Here is a 17,172-nt window from a genome sequence, read left to right as displayed (position 1 = left end):
GCCGGTCTTCTGGGTGATTGCGATCAGATGACCCCAAGAAATACCTAGCGGTCCTTTTCGAGGTTGCGGTATCGCGTCGTCTGGTAGGGATGGGCGATGTAATTCTTCAGGTCTGCCTGATAAACAACCGTGTCGTAGCTCTGGGAGATGACCTGTATGGATGGCACCAGCTCCTCATAGAGCATCTGGATCTTTTCATAGCTAGCGCGCTGTTTTTCCGCGTCCGGTTCGATCAGCGCTGCGTCCAGCAACTCGTTGATCTCCTTGGATTGGAAAGAGGTTCGCCATGCCTGAAGCGTATAGAGCTTGGCTTCGTCGGTGTTGTCAGGATTGTAAACCAGCGACAGCAGGCTGGTGTATGGATGCGAGCCGTTGCGATCACCGCCGCGGCCAACAACCATTTCAAACTTGCGATCACGCATGGCTCCGTAGGTCTGATCGCCATTGCCGGTGATGATCTCGGCTGTGATGCCGCCTTGTGCGAGTGACGCCTGAATGGCAGTTGCCACATTTACAAAAGGCGAGTCTGCGAGCACCCGGATCGTTGTCTTGAAGCCGTTGGGATAACCTGCGGCGGTAAGCTGTTCTTTTGCGAATGCCGGATCGAGCTTGTAGCCGGGATCAGGCAGGCTGCCCGGCAGGCCGGGAGACAACGGTCGTTGATGCAATTTACCGTAAAAGGGCAGAATTGTTTCGTTGATGCCTTCGTAATCGATCAGGTGGCGCAGAGCCAGGCGAACCCGCTGATCCTTAAACTTCTCGTCTTTCATGCTAACGGCGAGATAATAGACGTTGCCACTTGGCACTTCGGCGGTGGCCAGCTTTTCGTCCGTTTGCAAGGCTTTGACGTCGGCGACAGACATGCCCATCGCAATGTCGATATCATCGCGCTGCAGCGCCAGACGCTGTGACTGGCTTTCTGGCATATGGCGGTAGATGATGCGGCGCATCTTCGCGGGCCCGGACCAATGGTCGTCTACCCGCTGCAGCACGACGGTGTCATTGGCCTGCCAGCGCACCAGTTTAAATGGGCCCGAGCCTGCACTGTTGGTCGTCAGCCAGGCTTGACCGAAGTCACCATTCTTCTCGTGGTCCATGGCAAGCTTGCTGTCGATGACCATGCCTATGCCGGAACCGGCGATGACGCCGAGGATCAGGTCCGGATCGCTTGCTTTAGGCAATCGGACAACGACCGTATGGTCGTCAGGCGCGGTTATCATTTCCGCAATGTTCTTCTCGTTGTAGCCGAATACACGAATGTTGGAGCCACCGATGCCAAGCGCAAAAGCTCGGGTCACCGACCAAACGAAGTCTTTGGCAGTCAGAGGATTTCCAGAGTGGAATTTGACGTCGTCACGCAATTTAAAGGTGATCGTGTCGCGCGCGTCGTTTACCTCCCAGCTGGACGCAAGGCGTGGGTGAAACACACCTTTTTCGACCGGATCGGTCTCGAGCAGACTGTCATAGATGTTGCTATTGACCTCTGTCGATTCCCGGCCGCTCATTGCGGAGGGGTCGAGCGACAACATGTTGACCAGACTAACGCCAACGATCAGCTGGTCCGGTGGCGTTTCTGCCAGAGCGGGCATGCCTGCGCATGTGAGAAACGCTACAAGGCTGGTGGATTTGAGAAATGTTCCTATACGCATCGAATACCTTCCTCCTCAAAGGCACAGTTGCAGATGGATTATGTATTTCAGGGGATCTGATGATCCCGGATGTAGTCGAAGTTGATATCGTCACCGATCCCCGGAATGTCAGGGGCATACACGTAGCCCTCTCCATCCATCGGGTCGCAAATTGTGTTGAGATAAAGGGCCGGAACCTCGTAATCGAGGAACGGGTGCAGCAGGCCGCGTTCGTAGTACGTGCAATTCGGTACGGTCATGCAGAGTGACAGATTGGCAGCGCCGTTTCCGTGAAGCTCGCAATCCAGCCCGTGGGACTCCGCAAGGTGCGCAACCTTGATCATTGGCGTGATGCCACCCGCATTCAGCACGCCACACCGCATGATGTCGCTTGCGTCATTGCGGATCCATTCTGCTCTGGTGTGATGTTTGCCTGGCGCGGATTCCGGTCCAATGACGGGTATAGACAGGTTTTGTGACAGCCACCGATAGGATGACATGCTGGTTTCATCCATGGGTTCCTCAAACCAATGGAAGTCCAATTCTTCCAATGCTTTGCCAATTTTCAAAGCGTTGCTGCGGCTGTACCAGTGATATCCATCCAGCATCAAAGCGATATCGGGGCCAACGGCATCGCGCACGGCAGCACAGGCTGCGATATCGAGCTTTACGTTAGGCGCACCCTTTGCCGGCGGCATCCAAGTATGCAGCTTGATGGCTTTGTAACCGCGCGCGACCAGAGTTTTGGCGAAACGGCCATAGTCCTCCGGCGTCGACAGGCCGCCTTCCAGCTCATCTCCACACATGATTGAGCCATAGGCCAGGATCTTGTTGCGATAGGTTCCAATCAACCGGTGCATTGGCAGGCCCAAGGCACGTCCGGCCAAATCCCACAGAGCCTGATCGACGGCGCCGATGGACCGGTCGGCCAGATGTCCACCCGACCCCCGTTGCTGATGTTCGATCCGCTGCCAGAGACGTTCGCGTGCCATCGGGTCTTCGCCGATAAGCATGGGGCGGAAATATTTATCGACGATACCGGGACGTAGGGCGTCCGGGCTTTGAAACGCGTAACCTTCGGACCCGTCGTCTGCCCGGACGGTAAGCATTGCCTGTGTGGCATCCTTTTCTGGCCCGGGATGGGAATGCCCGTGGCTGTCCTGATGCTTGCGGGTCTTGTGCACAAACTTCGTCACAATGACGTCGGTGATCTTCATGAAATGCCTCCTCAGTCATCGCCTCATGCGTTCTCTTCCTCCAGAGCGCGTCAGTCAGATGACGGGATGTTTTTATTCGCAAAAGAGAATGGGCGTCAATAGTTGTGTGATGACTTATCGTAAAAAAATACGTGTCGTATAAATTTGTCTATTTTTCAACCTAAGGTGATTAGGCGAAGATGCCTTTCCATAGATTCAAGATACAAATTCTTATTTTAAATGATCTATATCAGCAACTTATCGTCATCTTCGCGCGAAATCAGTTCAAAACAGTGTCAAAAATATCAAATTTACACATCATACAAGCTATCAATATGTGGCGCGAGGTTTGCGTGTATTTCGCGTTTTGTGAGATTGGTTATTGTATCCTGGATAAAATTTTCGGACACTTGACATACAAGTGAATGTTGGCAAAGGTTGTTCAACACGGTTCCTAACGGAGAGGACATTCTTTGGGGCTTGAGCGCCAGACACACGGTCGGAAAAAAGGTGGGACACTTGCTTTCCATTTAAGCGGTGAACTGCGTCAGCAAATCCGTGATGGTATGTTTCGCGCCGGGGACAAGTTGCCGAGTGAAACCCAACTGACGGAGGCCCATGGGGTTAGTCGCACAGTCGTGCGAGAAGCGATCGCCTCTCTTCGTGCCGACGGCCTTGTTGAGGCCAGGCAGGGGGCAGGGGTGTTTATCCTGACATCCAGCCCGATTGATCCGACAACGCCACGCCTTCAGGACATGGACCACAACCGGATTTCCTCTGTACTGGAGATGCTTGAAATCCGTGTTGCGGTTGAATCCGAAGCGGCTGCCCTTGCTGCCTTGAGACGTTCGCCGCAACAGGAAGAACATATTATCGAATGTCATCACGCCCACATGAGGCAGATACAGGCCGGTCTACCAACCGCTGAGGCGGAATATGCGCTGCATCTAGCTGTGGCAAAGGCTGCCAATTCTCCCAAATTTGTGGCCTTCATGACATTGATCGGCGAAGCCTTGGTGCCGAGAATCATCCTGAACAAAAGAAGCGAAGCCGGCGAAACTGAATATCTAGCGCAATTGCACGAGGAACATGGCCGGATTGTCGATGCCATTTCGGCGGGCGATGAACATGCAGCGCGTGAAGCAATGCGTGCGCACCTGAATGGAAGTCAGGCCCGTTACCGTTTGTTACAACGACAAAACAGCGACATCACGACCAAGTCGGGATAAACGTCTGCCGTGTGTACGTGGCATTTGGAGGTAGTTACAGCGGCACAGGCCGACCGAAGTTGTCACCGCGAATTGTACCTCGCGCCCGGTATTCTGGTGGAACTTAAGTTTTGATACTTCTTAGAGTAGAGTTCCCTTATCGTGAGCTATCGTGATTCCATCTCCGGGTGCGATGGCATTTTCAGTAGGCCTGCGTCCCGGGCCGAGTTTACAGGACCGCATATGAAACGCAGTTTGCTGACGATTTTTGTTGCCCTCTTTCCCTTGACCGCCAGCGCCAACTGTATGCCTCCTTGGCAGACGCTGTTTGCCTGTAACATCAAAGGTTCAGAGGCCAGGGCAGAGTTTTGCGAAATTGCAGATCAGGAAAGCCACAAGAGCCTCAAAAGCCACTACTACACCTATGTTGTGGGAACGAAGCCGGCAGAGCTTTATTTTGAAGCTGACGGTTATTATTTCTCCACCAAAGATACGATCGCTGGTCATCCTAGCGACCTGACCATGGGGGTCGGTCTCGCCAACAAGAACTACGTCTACTCGTTTTTTGTCACTGAAGATAAGGACGATGACGGACCTGTCCGTGATGCCGAAATCCGCGTTTACAAGTCGATAGACGCTTTCAGCAACGATACAAAAAACAATGAACAGCTGCGGCTGCAGTGCGATCCCGCTTCGGTCATTGCGAACAAGGACAACATTCGTCCCTAATCGATGTTTTATGCTTTGATGTAACCCGGATGACCACCCGGTAGTCAGGGCGATCTGTCGTTCGAACTCCTCACCCTGCGGAATGTAAATTACGCGGTTTTACTGGCCGGATTTTATCATCTCGCGAACCTTCAGCGCCTTTTCAAAATGATTGAGCCTATGGGTCTTGATCCACCACTCGGCGGCTTCCATCAGTAGGTCGGGGTCATCGTTTTGGTTGGCAAAAAAGGCATAGAAAGAAATGCCGACGGCATCGCCTTTCTTTGCGATCTTGTCGTCACAAATGGCAATGGCTTTTGTTCTGAAACTTGCGCGCATTGGTATGCCTGAATACTTGAGAGATTTTTATTGTCGACGTATCAGATCGCCAGATCCAGTTGATGTTCGTGGGCCGCAGATGTTTCTCCGAGATTGGAGATTGTGACACCAAGTAATCTTACGGGTTTGCGAAATGGAAATGCGCTGGCCAGCAATTGAGCTGCGTTTTCGACCAGTTCGGCTTCACCACCGAAAAAATGCGAAACTGTCCGGCTGCGTGTGATCTGCTGAAAATCAGAATATTTGACCTTAACCGTCACCGTTTTTCCGGAATATCCGTTTGCCTCGCAATGACGCCAGATTTTCGCGACAAGCGGCACCAGTTCGGACTTTGCCAGATCAAGCTCTACGATATCTTCAATGAATGTATCTTCGGCGCCGACCGATTTCCGTTCACGATCCGGCTGTACCTGACGGTTATCGATACCGCGCGAAATGCCATAGAAATACGGGCCTGACTTACCGAAATGCTGGGCCAGAAACTCCAGCGATTTCGCTTTGAGATCGGCCCCCGTTTCAATGCCAAGCCGGTGCATCTTTTCTGCGGTTGCAGGGCCGACGCCGTGAAACTTCTTGACGGCCAATCCCTCGACAAAAGCCGCACCGTTTTTCGGCGTAATGACTGCTTGTCCGTTCGGTTTGTTGAGATCAGAGGCCATCTTGGCGAGAAACTTGTTGTAGGAAATGCCGGCAGAGGCGTTAAGCCCGGTCACTGCCTTGATTTTTCCTCTGATTTCCAAAGCAATCTCAGTCGCAACCGGCATATCTCTCAGGTTTTCCGTCACGTCGAGATAGGCTTCATCCAGCGACAAAGGCTCGATGAGCGGTGTATATTCGGCAAAAATCTCGCGAATTTGCCGGGACACCGCGCGGTAAGTCTCAAACCGCGGTTTCACAAATATCAGTTGCGGGCATTTGCGCGCTGCGGTGACTGAAGGCATGGCCGAGCGAACGCCAAATTCTCTTGCCTCGTAACTTGCCGCAGCCACCACCCCACGTGCTGCGGCTCCACCAACGGCAACGGGTTTGCCCCTTAGCTCGGGATTGTCGCGCTGTTCCACCGAGGCATAGAACGCATCCATGTCCACGTGAATGATCTTGCGGATCGGACGGGGGCTCTCGTCAGGCATGGCTGGTCACCGTCACTTCCACATGGAGCGCATCCGCGCACCGACATCCATGCGTATCTGGGTGGCACTGCGCTCGCTGGCGTTAGGGCTTATCTTCGGCCAGCTTGTTGACTCGAAGAATTGCAGCAATGTCGCGGGAATGAAGCGGGTGCGCGAGGCGTAGACGTGACGGTCGCCTTGCGTGTTTTGTCCATGGGTAAAAAAGCGTTGCGGGGTAATGAGCGAAAGGCTGTCACGCGCCCGGGTCATTCCAACGTAGAGCAAACGTCGCTCTTCTTCGATCTCGGCCGTCGTACCAACCCCAAGGTCAGAAGGAATGCAGCCATCAACCACATTGAGCATAAAAACAGAGCGCCATTCCTGACCCTTGGAAGAATGGATGGTCGACAGGATCAGGTAATCCTCATCAAGCAACGGAACCCCAGCCTGATCACTGGTCGCGTCAGGCGGGTCAAGGGTCAGCTCGGTCAGAAATCTTTCCCGGTTGGCATAACCTGCTGCGATCTGCTCAAGCTGGATGAGATCGGCCTTGCGCGTGTCAGCATCCTCGTGAATGCGATCAAGATAGGGCTCATACCACAGGCGAGCCAGGCCAATCTCGGCAGGCCAGCTCGCCTCCATCTTCCTCAGGCCTACTATGAGAGTGATAAACTTTGCCCAGTCTTCACCACTCTTGGGTGGAGGCGGAATCTCCGCGAGCGAGATCAGCGGCTCCGGTTCTGCCGTTATCGTGTCGAGGATTTTACCTGCCGTTTGTGGGCCAATACCCGGTAACATCTGAAGCAGTCTGAAACCGGCCACGCGGTCACGCGGGTTCTGGGCAAACCGCAGTACGGCCAGCAGGTCCTTGACATGAGCACTGTCGAGAAACTTCAGCCCGCCGAATTTTACGAAAGGAATATTGCGCCTGGTCAGCTCTACTTCCAAAGCACCACTGTGGTTGGATGAACGGAAGAGCACCGCCTGCTGTTTGAGGGACATACCAATCTCGCGATTGGCCAGTACCTGTTCGACAATATAGGCGGCCTGATCGGTCTCGTCCTTTACGGTGACCAGCATTGGCCGCTGTTCGGACACACGGTCGGTCCACAGGTTCTTGGTAAAGCGCTCGCGGGCAAGATCAATCACACCATTGGCGGCGGCGAGGATCGGCTGCGTCGAGCGGTAATTCCTGTCGAGAGTAATCACGTCAGCTGGCTGCGGCGAAAATTCCCTCGGAAAATCGAGAATGTTGCGAATGGTAGCGGCGCGAAAGGAATAGATCGACTGTGCGTCATCGCCAACCACCGTCAGGCCCTGACCATTTGGCTTGAGCGATCTGAGAATGGATGCCTGCAGACGGTTGGTGTCCTGATATTCATCAACGAGAATATGGTCGAAACGATCGCCGATATCTGCCGCAAGTTCCGGATCTGACACCATTTGAGCCCAGTAGAGAAGCAGGTCGTCGTAGTCGAGAACATTCTGCGCCTGTTTGGCCTCGACATAGGCGCCGAACAATTCCTTCAGTTCATTTTCCCATTCCGTGACCCACGGCCATGAGGTTTTCAGCGCTTCGGCAATCGAACATTCCGAATTCACCACGCGGGAATAGATGGCAAGGCATGTTCCCTTGGTCGGAAACCGGTCCCGGGTTTTGGAAAAACCGAGATCATGCCGGACGATATTCATAAGATCGGCGCTATCTTCGCGATCATGAATGGTGAAATCGACGTTCAGTCCGATCTGTTCGGCATAGATCCGCAAAAGCCGTGCGCCGATGCCGTGGAATGTACCCGCCCACGCAAGTGCATCGGTCATGACGGCGGAATTTTCGCCCAGAACCTGCCGACAAATGCGCTGGACGCGCCGGGTCATTTCTGAAGCTGCCCGTCTGGAGAACGTCATCAGCAAAATTCGGCGGGGATCTGCGCCATTGACGATGAGATGTGTGACGCGATGCGCAAGCGTATTGGTCTTGCCAGAACCAGCACCGGCAATAATCAGCAGTGGTCCGCCGACCTGCCCATCCACTGCGCCGACGCCATGCACGACAGCACTTCGTTGCTGGTCATTGAGTTTTTCCAGATAGGTCGCCGTCATTTGTTGCCTGTAAATGCTCTCATTTCGCGCTGCTACATAGTCCGTCACGCCATTGCTGTGATGGCGTTCAGGCCCGGACGATTCCGAACGCCCGTAAATGTTGGCGTCTGCATAACACAAAAGGAACAAAAAAGGAACATGCTGGCGTACAATGCCGGTGGATGTATTCTGCACCGCGCGAGCCGCGTAGCAGTTGCGCGCAGTGCTTTGATATGGCGGGCGGCGGTTAAACAGCCCGCAGTTTTATTCAGGTTGCATTGGTGATTTTGATGATTGTCGAGTTTCCACCACCGCGTTCTTCGGTCACTGCAAAAACGGAACCGTCAGGTGCAACTTTCACATCACGTATACGTGCTTCGAGATCGAGCCGTCCTTCATGTGATACACGATCACCATCCATATGGACCGCGACGATGCCCTGGCTGACAAGTCCACCAATCAGAAACGCGCCTTTCCATTCCGGGATCAGGTCATGATCATAATAGGCCATGCCGGAGGGCGCGATAACGGGGTCCCAGTAATAGACCGGCTGCTCGGTACCTTGCTGCGAGGTAATACCATCTCCCACTGCGCGACCGCTGTATTCAATGCCGTAGGTTACCTCTGGCCAACCGTAATTTTTCCCGGCTTCCGGTCGATTGAGCTCATCGCCGCCCTTAGGACCGTGTTCGACCAGCCACAGACGTCCCTGTCCATCGAGGGCTGCTGCCTGAACATTGCGGTGTCCCAAGCTCCAAATCTCATCGAGCGCACCATCCGTGGCGATGAATGGATTGCCTTCAATTGCCTTGCCTGATGTGTCGATGCGGAAAACCTTACCAAAACCGCTTGCCAGGTCCTGCGCACCAGTGCGCACTTCCGCGTCTGAACGCTCTCCGACCGTCACATACAACTCACCCTGCGGTCCAAATACCAGGCGTGAACCGAAATGCTTGTCACCGTCGTAACTCGGTGTCTGCTGGAATATGGTCGTTACACCTTCGAGTTTTGCACCACCGTCGAAATCGACCAATTTTGCTGCGGCCACGGAAGTGCCGTTGCCATCTTGGCGGGGTTCTGAAAACGAGAAATAAATCATGCCGGATGTCTCAAAGTCCGGTGCGAGGGCAACATCCAGCAGGCCGCCCTGACCAGCAGAGGCTACTTCCGGAACGCCTTCAATAGGCTCGCTGACGGCACTGCCATCTTGCGAAACAATGTGCATGGCACCTTCCTTTGCGGTGACCAGCATGCGGCCGTCCGGCAGGAACTCCATTGCCCACAGGTGTGGCAAGTCCTTGGCAATCACCTTCATTTCGACACGTGGCTGGTTTTCAGGCAACGGTGCCCGCGTCTGGTTTTCAAACGCCGGCGCCTGCTGCGGCGCATTTGCTTTTCCTGTTTCTGCGGTGTTGCTGTCTTGGGCCGAAACGGGAACCGCAATGAGGCTGCATGCAAGCATCGTGGTGGCGAGAATGTAGTTTTTACTGAACATCGACAGTTGGCTCCCTTGAGTGCTGGCGGGGCAGATTGATGCCACGCTTCGTTTCAGGAACACATGCGGGCTAAATTTGTTGCAACACACCAGTTCAACAAAAATTTATCGCCGCGAGAGGTGACTGCCAGGCATTTCACGTAGGGCGTTAACGGCCCCTGACAGATCCCCACAGAAACCCCGCCGCTGCCGCCATTGATACCCACAATAAGGGTTGAGCGCGCACCTTCTCCTCAATCGTTTCCACCTGGTCGCGAACTTCCGCTTTCGCCAATCTGGCAGATGATGTGCCGACAGAACGAATGGCGTCGGAAAGTTTTGTAATCTCGCTGCTGAGATCTCGCAGTTCCTGACGTGTGGCGTCGTCGTCACGGGCGGCGGTTCCGGATGTTATGAGGGCAGCGCTGTTTTCAAGCTGCTCTGCGGCGTCAACATCGGTCCGTCCCGAAGGCACGGAGGTTTGCGTTATCGACAAAGGATCAGATGCGGGAAACGTATCTTCAATCGCGTTCTGCAGGTCGTCATTTGCGCTCTTGTCTTTGACGGCAGCCTGCTCCTTGCGGAGCGACTGAACGGCAGGCGATACTGGATTTTTCATGATTTTTCTCCTGAGCTAGTTCTTTTAAATCATCAAGAGGGCTCAGATGTTCCGTGCGAGCCAATAAATTTGGTTGGTAAGCAAGACGGCAAGTCGGGTTGCTGAACAGATTACCTGCGTATAAGCTTTCCGTAGTCGTTTGCAGGGTGTTCGAAGGCGCAGACGATGAGGGGTGCCAACTCTTGCCTCAAGACGGAAGCGAACGTCATGGTGTCAGCCAATCAGGATTCCATTCGGAACAAACTACTATCCATTCTTCCGCCCGACGATTTTTCGTTGATTGCAAAGCACCTGGAATATGTCGACTTGCCTCGTGGCACAGTTCTCGCCCGGGTGGGTGAACCGATCGACCATGTATACTTTCTGGCGTCGGGCATAGGCTCGCTCGTGACTACGACGCCTGATGGAAACAGTGCAGAGGCAGGAATTTTCGGCTTTGAAGGTTATGTGCCAACAACTGCCATTGCCGAAGTGGAAACCAGTTCGCACGATGTAACGATGCAGCTTTCCGGCGATGCATATCGCGTTGACTACAAAAACTTCCGCGCTGCTATGGAAAATACTAGCTTTTCAAAGATTGTTATTCGGTCAATCGAGGCTTTTTCAGTCCAACTTGCTCAGACAGCAGTTTCCAACGCTGTCCACGAGGTCAATGAGCGGCTCGCACGCTGGCTTTTGATGTGCCACGACCGTGTGACGGGAAACGAGATCGCACTGACCCATGAGTTTATTGCCCGAATGCTGGCTGTACGTAGACCAAGCGTCACCACCTCACTTCACGTGTTGGAAGGTAACGGTTTCCTCAAATCACAACGTGGCATGATTACAATAAGGAACAGGGCTGCGCTTGAAGAGTTTGCACATGACGCTTACGGAAAGCCGGAGGCAGAGTACCGGCGTCTTATGAAGGACCTTTTCCCATGAACGTTGCAAACGAAGCCAAACATGACAACGCCCTCAGACTGATGTTGTCGATATGAGCCGATATTTCTTTCACTTACGTCGTGACGGAGAAATTGTTTCCGATGTCGAGGGCGATGACTTTTCGAATGATGATGCTGCTCGCGTGAGTGCCATTGGTGCGGTCCGAGAAATGGTTGCTGCACTCATCAAGAGCGGGCGCGTGGTGGCTGATGAATATGTGGATGTATCGGATGACGCTGGCAAGCTTCTGTTCAGCGTATCGTTTCACGACGTTGTGCAAAATCATTTGAAAAAATAACTGATCAAAACGGACCGATCAGTCGACGATACTCCGCTTCTGGTTCGCCATAGGCACCCCCGGCAAATTCCTCAAGTCCCTTGCGATCACGGATCGTCACCCTGCCGCGCTCTGCCACGACAAGCTTCATGCCTTCCAGAACATGAAACGCGTTGGTGATACTGGGTCGTCGAACCGCCAGCATCAGGGAAACGAAGTCGTGGGTGAGGCTTATTTCATCGTCGTCCAGTCGATCGTGGCACATCAGCAACCATCGGGCCAGGCGTTGGTCGACCTGATAATTGGCGTTGCAGAGGGCCGTGTATGATATTTGTGCGGCAAATGTCTGGATGAATCTTGCTAGCAGGTTTGCAAAGATCGGATTGGCCGACAGCGTGTCATTCACCGCGTCGATCGGCATGCGGTAGGCTTCGCCCGACACCTGCATTAGCACCTCGTGAACACTGATGGTTCCGCCCACGCCTGCCGAAGTCGGGCAAAACCCCTCACGCCCGACCATGCCGGCTTCGGACCTTTGACCATCCTTTGATGCGGTGACCACGGACCCGATGCCACTGCAAAGAAAATAGACATACTTGATGGTGCCATTGGCACTCGCGATGACTTCGCCCTTCGGGAGGTCAACCGGCGTCAACGCATCGGTCACACTTGCGAATTCATGGGGAGGCAAAAGAGCGAGGAGTCGACTGCGAGAGGCGGGGTGGTCCGAAACGTTCATGGCACTCGTTGACGGGCGTGAGTCCGAACCCACAGCCGTTAAGCCCTGAGCTATTTCAAACGGTTGGTGATTCTATAGCATTCCGGAAATTCCACGGATTTTATGTACGCTGGCATACCTTCCACCTATGCGCGTCAGAAACTGCTAAGCTGCGGTTTCTTGCAAGGAGAAGTTACACTGGTAACGCGTATATATGACACCGTTCTGGTGCTGGACGACCAGCCGCTCATCGCCCTTGAGGTCGAAGATTTGCTCACGAGCGCCGGTTTTTCAAACGTTGTCACCTTTACCTCTTGTGCCGAAGCGCAAAATTGGCTGAACACCAACACACCACAGCTGGCGGTTATAGAGACACGTCTGCGTGACGGTGCCTCGGACGAGGTCGCTGGAATCCTCTCATCCCGCAATGTCCCTATCATTGTGCATTCTGCTGATGATGCGCAGGTTGATACCGCTGCGGAAATTACGTGGGCGAGCCGTTTCTGGATCAACAAACCATGCTTGCCGGATGCCTTTTTGAAGGCAGTTCAGGATTGTCGCGTCGCCTAGCCGACGGTCCTTTATTCGTCATTCCCCACCAAATCAACGCCATTTCCCTCCCATGGGGTGATCAATGGGTGGTATCGTTTGGCCTGTGGAATTAAAGATGACGCACGCCGCGTCGCAAACTGGCGACGTCGGCAATGACGCGCGGGTGGCTCCACCTGATATTCCTTAGTGAGACTGCCATGATCCTTTCGCTTTCTGATATCACCAAATCATACCCGTCAGCCGAAGGGCAAATCCCGGTCTTGAAAGGTGTGACGCTTGATCTGGCAAAAGGTGAGAGCCTTGCGCTGACGGGTGAATCCGGTAGTGGCAAAAGCACGCTTCTGCACCTGGCAGGCGGGTTGGACAAGCCAGATAGTGGCACTATCACTGTCAATGGGCGCGACATCACCAATCTCGATGATGCCGGTCGTGCAGACTTTCGCAGGCGCGATGTCGGGGTCATCTTCCAGCAGTTCAATCTCATTCCAAGTCTGGATGTGAAAGCCAATATCTCGTTTCACGCCAAGCTCGCGGATCGTTTTGATCCGGTGTGGGAAACGCAACTCGTTGAAGAACTTGGCATTGGTCAGCTTCTTCATCGCTACCCCGAACAGCTTTCTGGTGGCCAACAGCAAAGGGTGGCGATCGGGCGGACGCTGGCGGCCAGACCGTCGCTTATTTTTGCAGATGAACCGACTGGCAATCTGGACGAAGCCACGGCTGATATCGTGCTCGATATCATGCTGCGATTGACCAAATCGGCGGATATTGCCCTTCTTCTGGTCACGCATTCCAACAGACTGGCCGACAAGCTGGACCGGCGGATTACTCTGAGTGGCGGAAGGGTTGTCACATGAGGATGATTGCCTTCTGGGCGCTGCTGTCCCATTGGCGTTACAGACCACTGCAGTTGACAACACTCATTCTGGGGGTGGCGCTTGCAACCGCGCTGTGGTCTGGCGTGCAGGCAATCAATGCGGAGGCGAGGGCAAGTTACGGGCGTGCGGCTGCCGTCTTCGACCAGAACGCTCTTGATCAATTGGTGCCGCGAAACGGAAGCACTATTGCCACGGAGACATATGCAAAATTACGCCGCTCGGGCTGGTCTGTTTCACCGGTTATCGAGGGTGACTACAGGTTTGGTCAGACGCGCATCCGGCTGATTGGCATCGATCCACTGAGCATGCCCTCGCAAGCACAGATTACCCCAGTGTCAAGCGCCGCCGGTCTTGCCGAATTTGTCCGTTCGCCCGGGCAGTTGATCGTGTCGGCGGCGACTGCCACCCGCCTGACCGATACCGCCGGTCTATCGGTCAAGATAGCGGCGGATCTTCCCGATGGCGCAGCTTTTGTTGACATTAGTGTTGCCGACCGGCTGCTGAACCGCAATGGCGAACTGAGCAGGATCGTGATCGCGCCTGACCAGAAAGCAGGGCTTGAAGCCATTACAACAATAGCGCCGGACCTGATGGTGCGCGATGCCGGCGGGCGACCTGATGTTGCGCAGTTGACGGACAGTTTTCATCTCAATCTGACAGCCTTCGGTTTTCTGGCATTCGTGGTTGGCCTTTTTATCGTCTATTCGGCGACGGGCCTGTCTTTCGAGCAGCGGCGCACGACCTTCAGAACATTGCGCTCGCTTGGTGTGTCATTGCGCTCGCTCACGACAATGCTTGCGATTGAGACCATCAGTTTTGCTCTTCTCGCAGGTGTGCTGGGCGTCGTGCTGGGTTACCTCGTCGCATCTGCTCTCCTGCCGGGTGTCGCGGCGACATTGCGCGGTCTTTATGGGGCAAGCGTCGCCGGCGGACTTTCGATCAGGCCGCAATGGTGGTTGGCAGGGCTGGCCATGGCGTTGGCTGGCACGGCCTTGTCGTCTGTGCAACATCTGCTGCATGTCTGGAAAATGCCGATACTGGCTGCTGCCCAACAAAGAGCCTGGGCGCGCGTGTCGACCAAAAGGCTGATGGTTCAGTCAGGCGTTGGCGTTGCCTTGCTGTTTGTCGCTGCCATTATCGCGGTCGTTGGCGAAGGTCTTTATTCCGGTTTTGCAGTGCTTGGGGCGCTGCTGCTGGGTGCAGCCCTGATTTTGCCAGCCCTGTTGGCACTGGTGATGGCTGCCGGACAATACATGTCACGGCAGGTTCTCATGCAATGGTTCTGGGCTGACACGCGCCAGCAATTGCCCGGCCTTTCCCTGGCACTGATGGCGCTGCTTCTGGCACTTTCGGCCAATGTTGGTGTCGGAACAATGGTGTCCAGTTTTCGGCAGACCTTTTTGGGCTGGCTGGATCAGCGTCTTGCTTCGGAGGTGTATGTTACGGCGCGCGATGAGGCGGAGGCCGAGAGGCTACGCGGCTGGCTGCCCGGACATGTCACGGCCATTCTGCCGATCTGGAGCACGGAAGGTGAGGTGCTTGGCAGGCACATACAGATTTCAGGCGTTGCAGATGATGCCACCTACCGCGACCACTGGCCCTTAATAGCTCGCTCCACATTGACCTGGGACGAGATTGCCAGTGGACAAGGCGCGCTTGTCAATGAGCAGCTTTGGCGAACCGGCAAGGCAAATATTGGTGAATGGATCAACCTGCCCGGTGGCTGGTCTGCAGAGATTGTTGGCGTGTTCTCTGACTACGGCAATCCAAGTGGCCAGGTCATGATCGGGGTCGATGCACTTGTCCGGCATTATCCCGATGTTGCGAAACTTCGGTATGGTTTGCGAATGGACCCGCAACAGGTGCCGGAATTCAGAAAAAAGCTGTCAGAAGAGTTTGGCCTGCCAGAGAGCAACGTCATCGATCAGGCCGCCCTGAAGCGGCAGTCGATGGCGATCTTTGAGCAGACATTTGCGGTAACCGGCGCGCTTAACATTCTCACGCTTGCAGTCGCCGGCTTTGCAATGTTTTCCAGCCTGCTGACATTGTCAGCACTGCGACTGCCGCAGCTTGCTCCGGTATGGGCGATGGGGCTTCGCCGCCGTGATCTCGCGCTACTCGAAATCGTCCGAACGATCGCCTTGTGGCTGGCGACCTTTGTCGCGGCGGTTCCCGTCGGACTGGCCCTTGCGTGGGTTTTGCTGGCAATCGTCAATGTCGAAGCTTTTGGCTGGCGGTTGCCCCTGATCCTGTTTCCATTCGACTGGCTGAAGCTCGGCGTTGTTGCGCTGCTGGCGGCTTTGATTTCGGTTCTGATCCCGGTGCGACGCCTGGCCACAACCGATCCTGCCGATCTACTGAGGGTGTTTGCCAATGAACGTTAGAGCGGCGTTTTTTATCGTCTTCACCTTGATCACGGCTGCACCGATCGCCGCTGTCGCGCAGGGTTTCGCCGGGCTCGGTTCAAACGCCGAGGGGTTTACCGTGCCGCAAAAAGGCGTGGCGTTGCAGTTTCCACGTGACCATGCGGCGCATCCCGATTTCAGGATCGAATGGTGGTATGTCACGGCCAATCTGGAGACGGTTGATGGTCGTCCGCTGGGTGCTCAATGGACATTGTTCCGTTCGGCACTTGCCCCGCAAGAACGGGCAGGCTGGTCCAACCCGCAAATATGGATTGGCCACGCGGCCCTTACGAGCGCAACCAGCCATCATGTCGCCGAAAAATTTGGCCGAGGTGGTGTGGGGCAGGCGGGCGTAGCAGCTGAGCCATTTGCTGCGTGGATCGATGATTGGCAAATGAAGAGTGTCGTGACCGCCGGGCAGGACGGTCTGGATGGCGTATCGCTCAAGGCCAGTGGGAAGGATTTTTCCTATGATCTGACCCTGAAAGCGCAAGGGCCGCTGATACTTCAAGGTGACCACGGGTATTCGGTAAAATCACTGGCTGGGCAGGCAAGCTATTATTATTCGCAGCCGTTCTATGCCGTCACCGGTCGGGTGGAGCTTGACGGGCAATTTGTCGAAGTGAAGGGAAAGGCCTGGCTTGACCGTGAATGGTCATCGCAGCCGCTTGCTGCCGACCAGACCGGATGGGACTGGTTTTCACTGCATCTGGATAGCGGGGAAAAAGTCATGGCCTTCAGGCTGCGCGACAGCGGTGAAGGTTACACATCCGCAAACTGGATCAGCGCTGACGGCACACCGTCGCCGCTCGCGTCCGGCGATGTGTCTTTCGAACCGCTGAGATCTGCGGATGTCAACGGCAAGTCGATCCCCGTGGAGTGGCGGATGCGAATACCAAGTCGTGGTCTAGACATCACTACGAAGGCGCTCAACGATCAGGCATGGATGGCGACATCAACGCCTTATTGGGAGGGTCCGATCACGTTTGAAGGCAGTGCGTCGGGTCGCGGATATCTTGAAATGACAGGATATTAAGCGTCTCGCATTTTTCTCT

The 17,172-nt window shown here is 54.7% G+C and carries 16 protein-coding genes; 8 read left to right on the top strand and 8 right to left on the bottom strand.

Annotated elements, in window-relative coordinates; all coding sequences use genetic code 11:
* Positions 1-44 precede the first annotated feature (44 nt).
* Together M2418_RS19020 and M2418_RS19015 are read right to left on the bottom strand one after the other, a co-directional pair.
* Positions 45-1,649 carry an ABC transporter substrate-binding protein gene (locus tag M2418_RS19020; protein ID WP_259148593.1) on the bottom strand — a complete coding sequence of 535 codons (1,605 nt, stop codon included), beginning with the start codon at positions 1,647-1,649 and terminating at the stop codon, positions 45-47.
* Positions 1,650-1,696: 47 nt separating this feature from the next.
* A complete protein-coding gene (locus M2418_RS19015; RefSeq protein WP_259148592.1) occupies positions 1,697-2,845 on the bottom strand; it encodes a mandelate racemase family protein in 1,149 nt (382 codons plus the stop codon).
* 452 nt (positions 2,846-3,297) lie between these two features.
* Between M2418_RS19015 and M2418_RS19010 the strand changes: the two genes are divergently transcribed.
* The gene (locus M2418_RS19010) at positions 3,298-4,053 is read left to right on the top strand and encodes a FadR/GntR family transcriptional regulator (protein WP_259148590.1); all 756 of its coding nucleotides are present in this window, start codon (positions 3,298-3,300) and stop codon (positions 4,051-4,053) included.
* Between the two features lie 222 nt (positions 4,054-4,275).
* A complete protein-coding gene (locus tag M2418_RS19005) occupies positions 4,276-4,761 on the top strand; it encodes a hypothetical protein (RefSeq protein WP_192490866.1) in 486 nt (161 codons plus the stop codon).
* 99 nt (positions 4,762-4,860) lie between these two features.
* Here M2418_RS19005 and M2418_RS19000 read toward each other — a convergent pair whose 3' ends face one another.
* The 5 genes from M2418_RS19000 to M2418_RS18980 all read right to left on the bottom strand — a co-directional run bounded on the left by M2418_RS19000 (position 4,861) and on the right by M2418_RS18980 (position 10,363).
* Positions 4,861-5,079, bottom strand: coding sequence for a DUF6500 family protein (locus tag M2418_RS19000; protein WP_259148589.1), 219 nt, complete (start codon positions 5,077-5,079; stop codon positions 4,861-4,863).
* Between the two features lie 41 nt (positions 5,080-5,120).
* On the bottom strand, positions 5,121-6,209 hold the full coding sequence (gene dinB / locus M2418_RS18995) for a DNA polymerase IV (RefSeq protein ID WP_259148587.1): 1,089 nt from the start codon (positions 6,207-6,209) through the stop codon (positions 5,121-5,123).
* A gap of 12 nt (positions 6,210-6,221) precedes the next feature.
* Positions 6,222-8,291 (bottom strand): ATP-dependent helicase, encoded by a 2,070-nt coding sequence (locus tag M2418_RS18990; RefSeq protein ID WP_259148582.1) that lies wholly within the window; start codon positions 8,289-8,291, stop codon positions 6,222-6,224.
* Between the two features lie 247 nt (positions 8,292-8,538).
* Positions 8,539-9,765, bottom strand: coding sequence for a PQQ-dependent sugar dehydrogenase (locus M2418_RS18985; protein ID WP_259148580.1), 1,227 nt, complete (start codon positions 9,763-9,765; stop codon positions 8,539-8,541).
* 148 nt (positions 9,766-9,913) lie between these two features.
* Entirely contained in the window at positions 9,914-10,363 is a 450-nt protein-coding gene (locus M2418_RS18980) for a hypothetical protein (protein ID WP_259148578.1), read from the bottom strand.
* A 207-nt stretch (positions 10,364-10,570) separates the two neighbouring features.
* Between M2418_RS18980 and M2418_RS18975 the strand changes: the two genes are divergently transcribed.
* Together M2418_RS18975 and M2418_RS18970 are read left to right on the top strand one after the other, a co-directional pair.
* Entirely contained in the window at positions 10,571-11,287 is a 717-nt protein-coding gene (locus tag M2418_RS18975) for a Crp/Fnr family transcriptional regulator (RefSeq protein WP_192490860.1), read from the top strand.
* A gap of 52 nt (positions 11,288-11,339) precedes the next feature.
* Positions 11,340-11,585, top strand: a complete 246-nt coding sequence (locus M2418_RS18970; RefSeq protein ID WP_192490859.1) for a DUF6894 family protein — start codon at positions 11,340-11,342, stop codon at positions 11,583-11,585.
* Positions 11,586-11,589: 4 nt separating this feature from the next.
* Here M2418_RS18970 and M2418_RS18965 read toward each other — a convergent pair whose 3' ends face one another.
* Positions 11,590-12,303 (bottom strand): Crp/Fnr family transcriptional regulator, encoded by a 714-nt coding sequence (locus tag M2418_RS18965; protein WP_259148576.1) that lies wholly within the window; start codon positions 12,301-12,303, stop codon positions 11,590-11,592.
* Between the two features lie 102 nt (positions 12,304-12,405).
* Here M2418_RS18965 and M2418_RS18960 point away from each other — a divergent pair, with 102 nt between their 5' ends.
* The 4 genes from M2418_RS18960 to M2418_RS18945 all read left to right on the top strand — a co-directional run bounded on the left by M2418_RS18960 (position 12,406) and on the right by M2418_RS18945 (position 17,153).
* The gene (locus tag M2418_RS18960; RefSeq protein WP_259148574.1) at positions 12,406-12,852 is read left to right on the top strand and encodes a response regulator; all 447 of its coding nucleotides are present in this window, start codon (positions 12,406-12,408) and stop codon (positions 12,850-12,852) included.
* 179 nt (positions 12,853-13,031) lie between these two features.
* Entirely contained in the window at positions 13,032-13,691 is a 660-nt protein-coding gene (locus M2418_RS18955; protein ID WP_192490856.1) for an ABC transporter ATP-binding protein, read from the top strand.
* Complete coding sequence (locus tag M2418_RS18950; RefSeq protein ID WP_259148572.1) at positions 13,688-16,096, top strand: ABC transporter permease; 2,409 nt, start codon at positions 13,688-13,690, stop codon at positions 16,094-16,096. Before M2418_RS18955 ends, M2418_RS18950 begins: the two co-directional genes overlap by 4 nt.
* Positions 16,086-17,153, top strand: coding sequence for a lipocalin-like domain-containing protein (locus tag M2418_RS18945; protein ID WP_259148571.1), 1,068 nt, complete (start codon positions 16,086-16,088; stop codon positions 17,151-17,153). Before M2418_RS18950 ends, M2418_RS18945 begins: the two co-directional genes overlap by 11 nt.
* The last annotated feature ends 19 nt before the right edge of the window (positions 17,154-17,172 follow it).

The sequence above is a fragment of the Rhizobium sp. BIGb0125 genome (assembly GCF_024810055.1).
Classification (GTDB): Bacteria; Pseudomonadota; Alphaproteobacteria; order Rhizobiales; family Rhizobiaceae; genus Agrobacterium.
The sequence above is the reverse complement of the archived record's forward strand: the minus strand, read 5'-3'. Positions and strand labels throughout refer to the sequence as shown.

Coding starts and splice junctions, on each gene's coding strand:
- M2418_RS19020 (WP_259148593.1), bottom strand. CDS start 1,649: ATGCGTATAGGAACATTTCTCAAATCCACCAGCCTTGTAGCGTTTCTC.
- M2418_RS19015 (WP_259148592.1), bottom strand. CDS start 2,845: ATGAAGATCACCGACGTCATTGTGACGAAGTTTGTGCACAAGACCCGC.
- M2418_RS19005 (WP_192490866.1), top strand. CDS start 4,276: ATGAAACGCAGTTTGCTGACGATTTTTGTTGCCCTCTTTCCCTTGACC.
- M2418_RS19000 (WP_259148589.1), bottom strand. CDS start 5,079: ATGCGCGCAAGTTTCAGAACAAAAGCCATTGCCATTTGTGACGACAAG.
- dinB (WP_259148587.1), bottom strand. CDS start 6,209: ATGCCTGACGAGAGCCCCCGTCCGATCCGCAAGATCATTCACGTGGAC.
- M2418_RS18990 (WP_259148582.1), bottom strand. CDS start 8,291: ATGACGGCGACCTATCTGGAAAAACTCAATGACCAGCAACGAAGTGCT.
- M2418_RS18985 (WP_259148580.1), bottom strand. CDS start 9,765: ATGTTCAGTAAAAACTACATTCTCGCCACCACGATGCTTGCATGCAGC.
- M2418_RS18980 (WP_259148578.1), bottom strand. CDS start 10,363: ATGAAAAATCCAGTATCGCCTGCCGTTCAGTCGCTCCGCAAGGAGCAG.
- M2418_RS18975 (WP_192490860.1), top strand. CDS start 10,571: ATGGTGTCAGCCAATCAGGATTCCATTCGGAACAAACTACTATCCATT.
- M2418_RS18970 (WP_192490859.1), top strand. CDS start 11,340: ATGAGCCGATATTTCTTTCACTTACGTCGTGACGGAGAAATTGTTTCC.
- M2418_RS18965 (WP_259148576.1), bottom strand. CDS start 12,303: ATGAACGTTTCGGACCACCCCGCCTCTCGCAGTCGACTCCTCGCTCTT.
- M2418_RS18960 (WP_259148574.1), top strand. CDS start 12,406: ATGTACGCTGGCATACCTTCCACCTATGCGCGTCAGAAACTGCTAAGC.
- M2418_RS18955 (WP_192490856.1), top strand. CDS start 13,032: ATGATCCTTTCGCTTTCTGATATCACCAAATCATACCCGTCAGCCGAA.
- M2418_RS18950 (WP_259148572.1), top strand. CDS start 13,688: ATGAGGATGATTGCCTTCTGGGCGCTGCTGTCCCATTGGCGTTACAGA.
- M2418_RS18945 (WP_259148571.1), top strand. CDS start 16,086: ATGAACGTTAGAGCGGCGTTTTTTATCGTCTTCACCTTGATCACGGCT.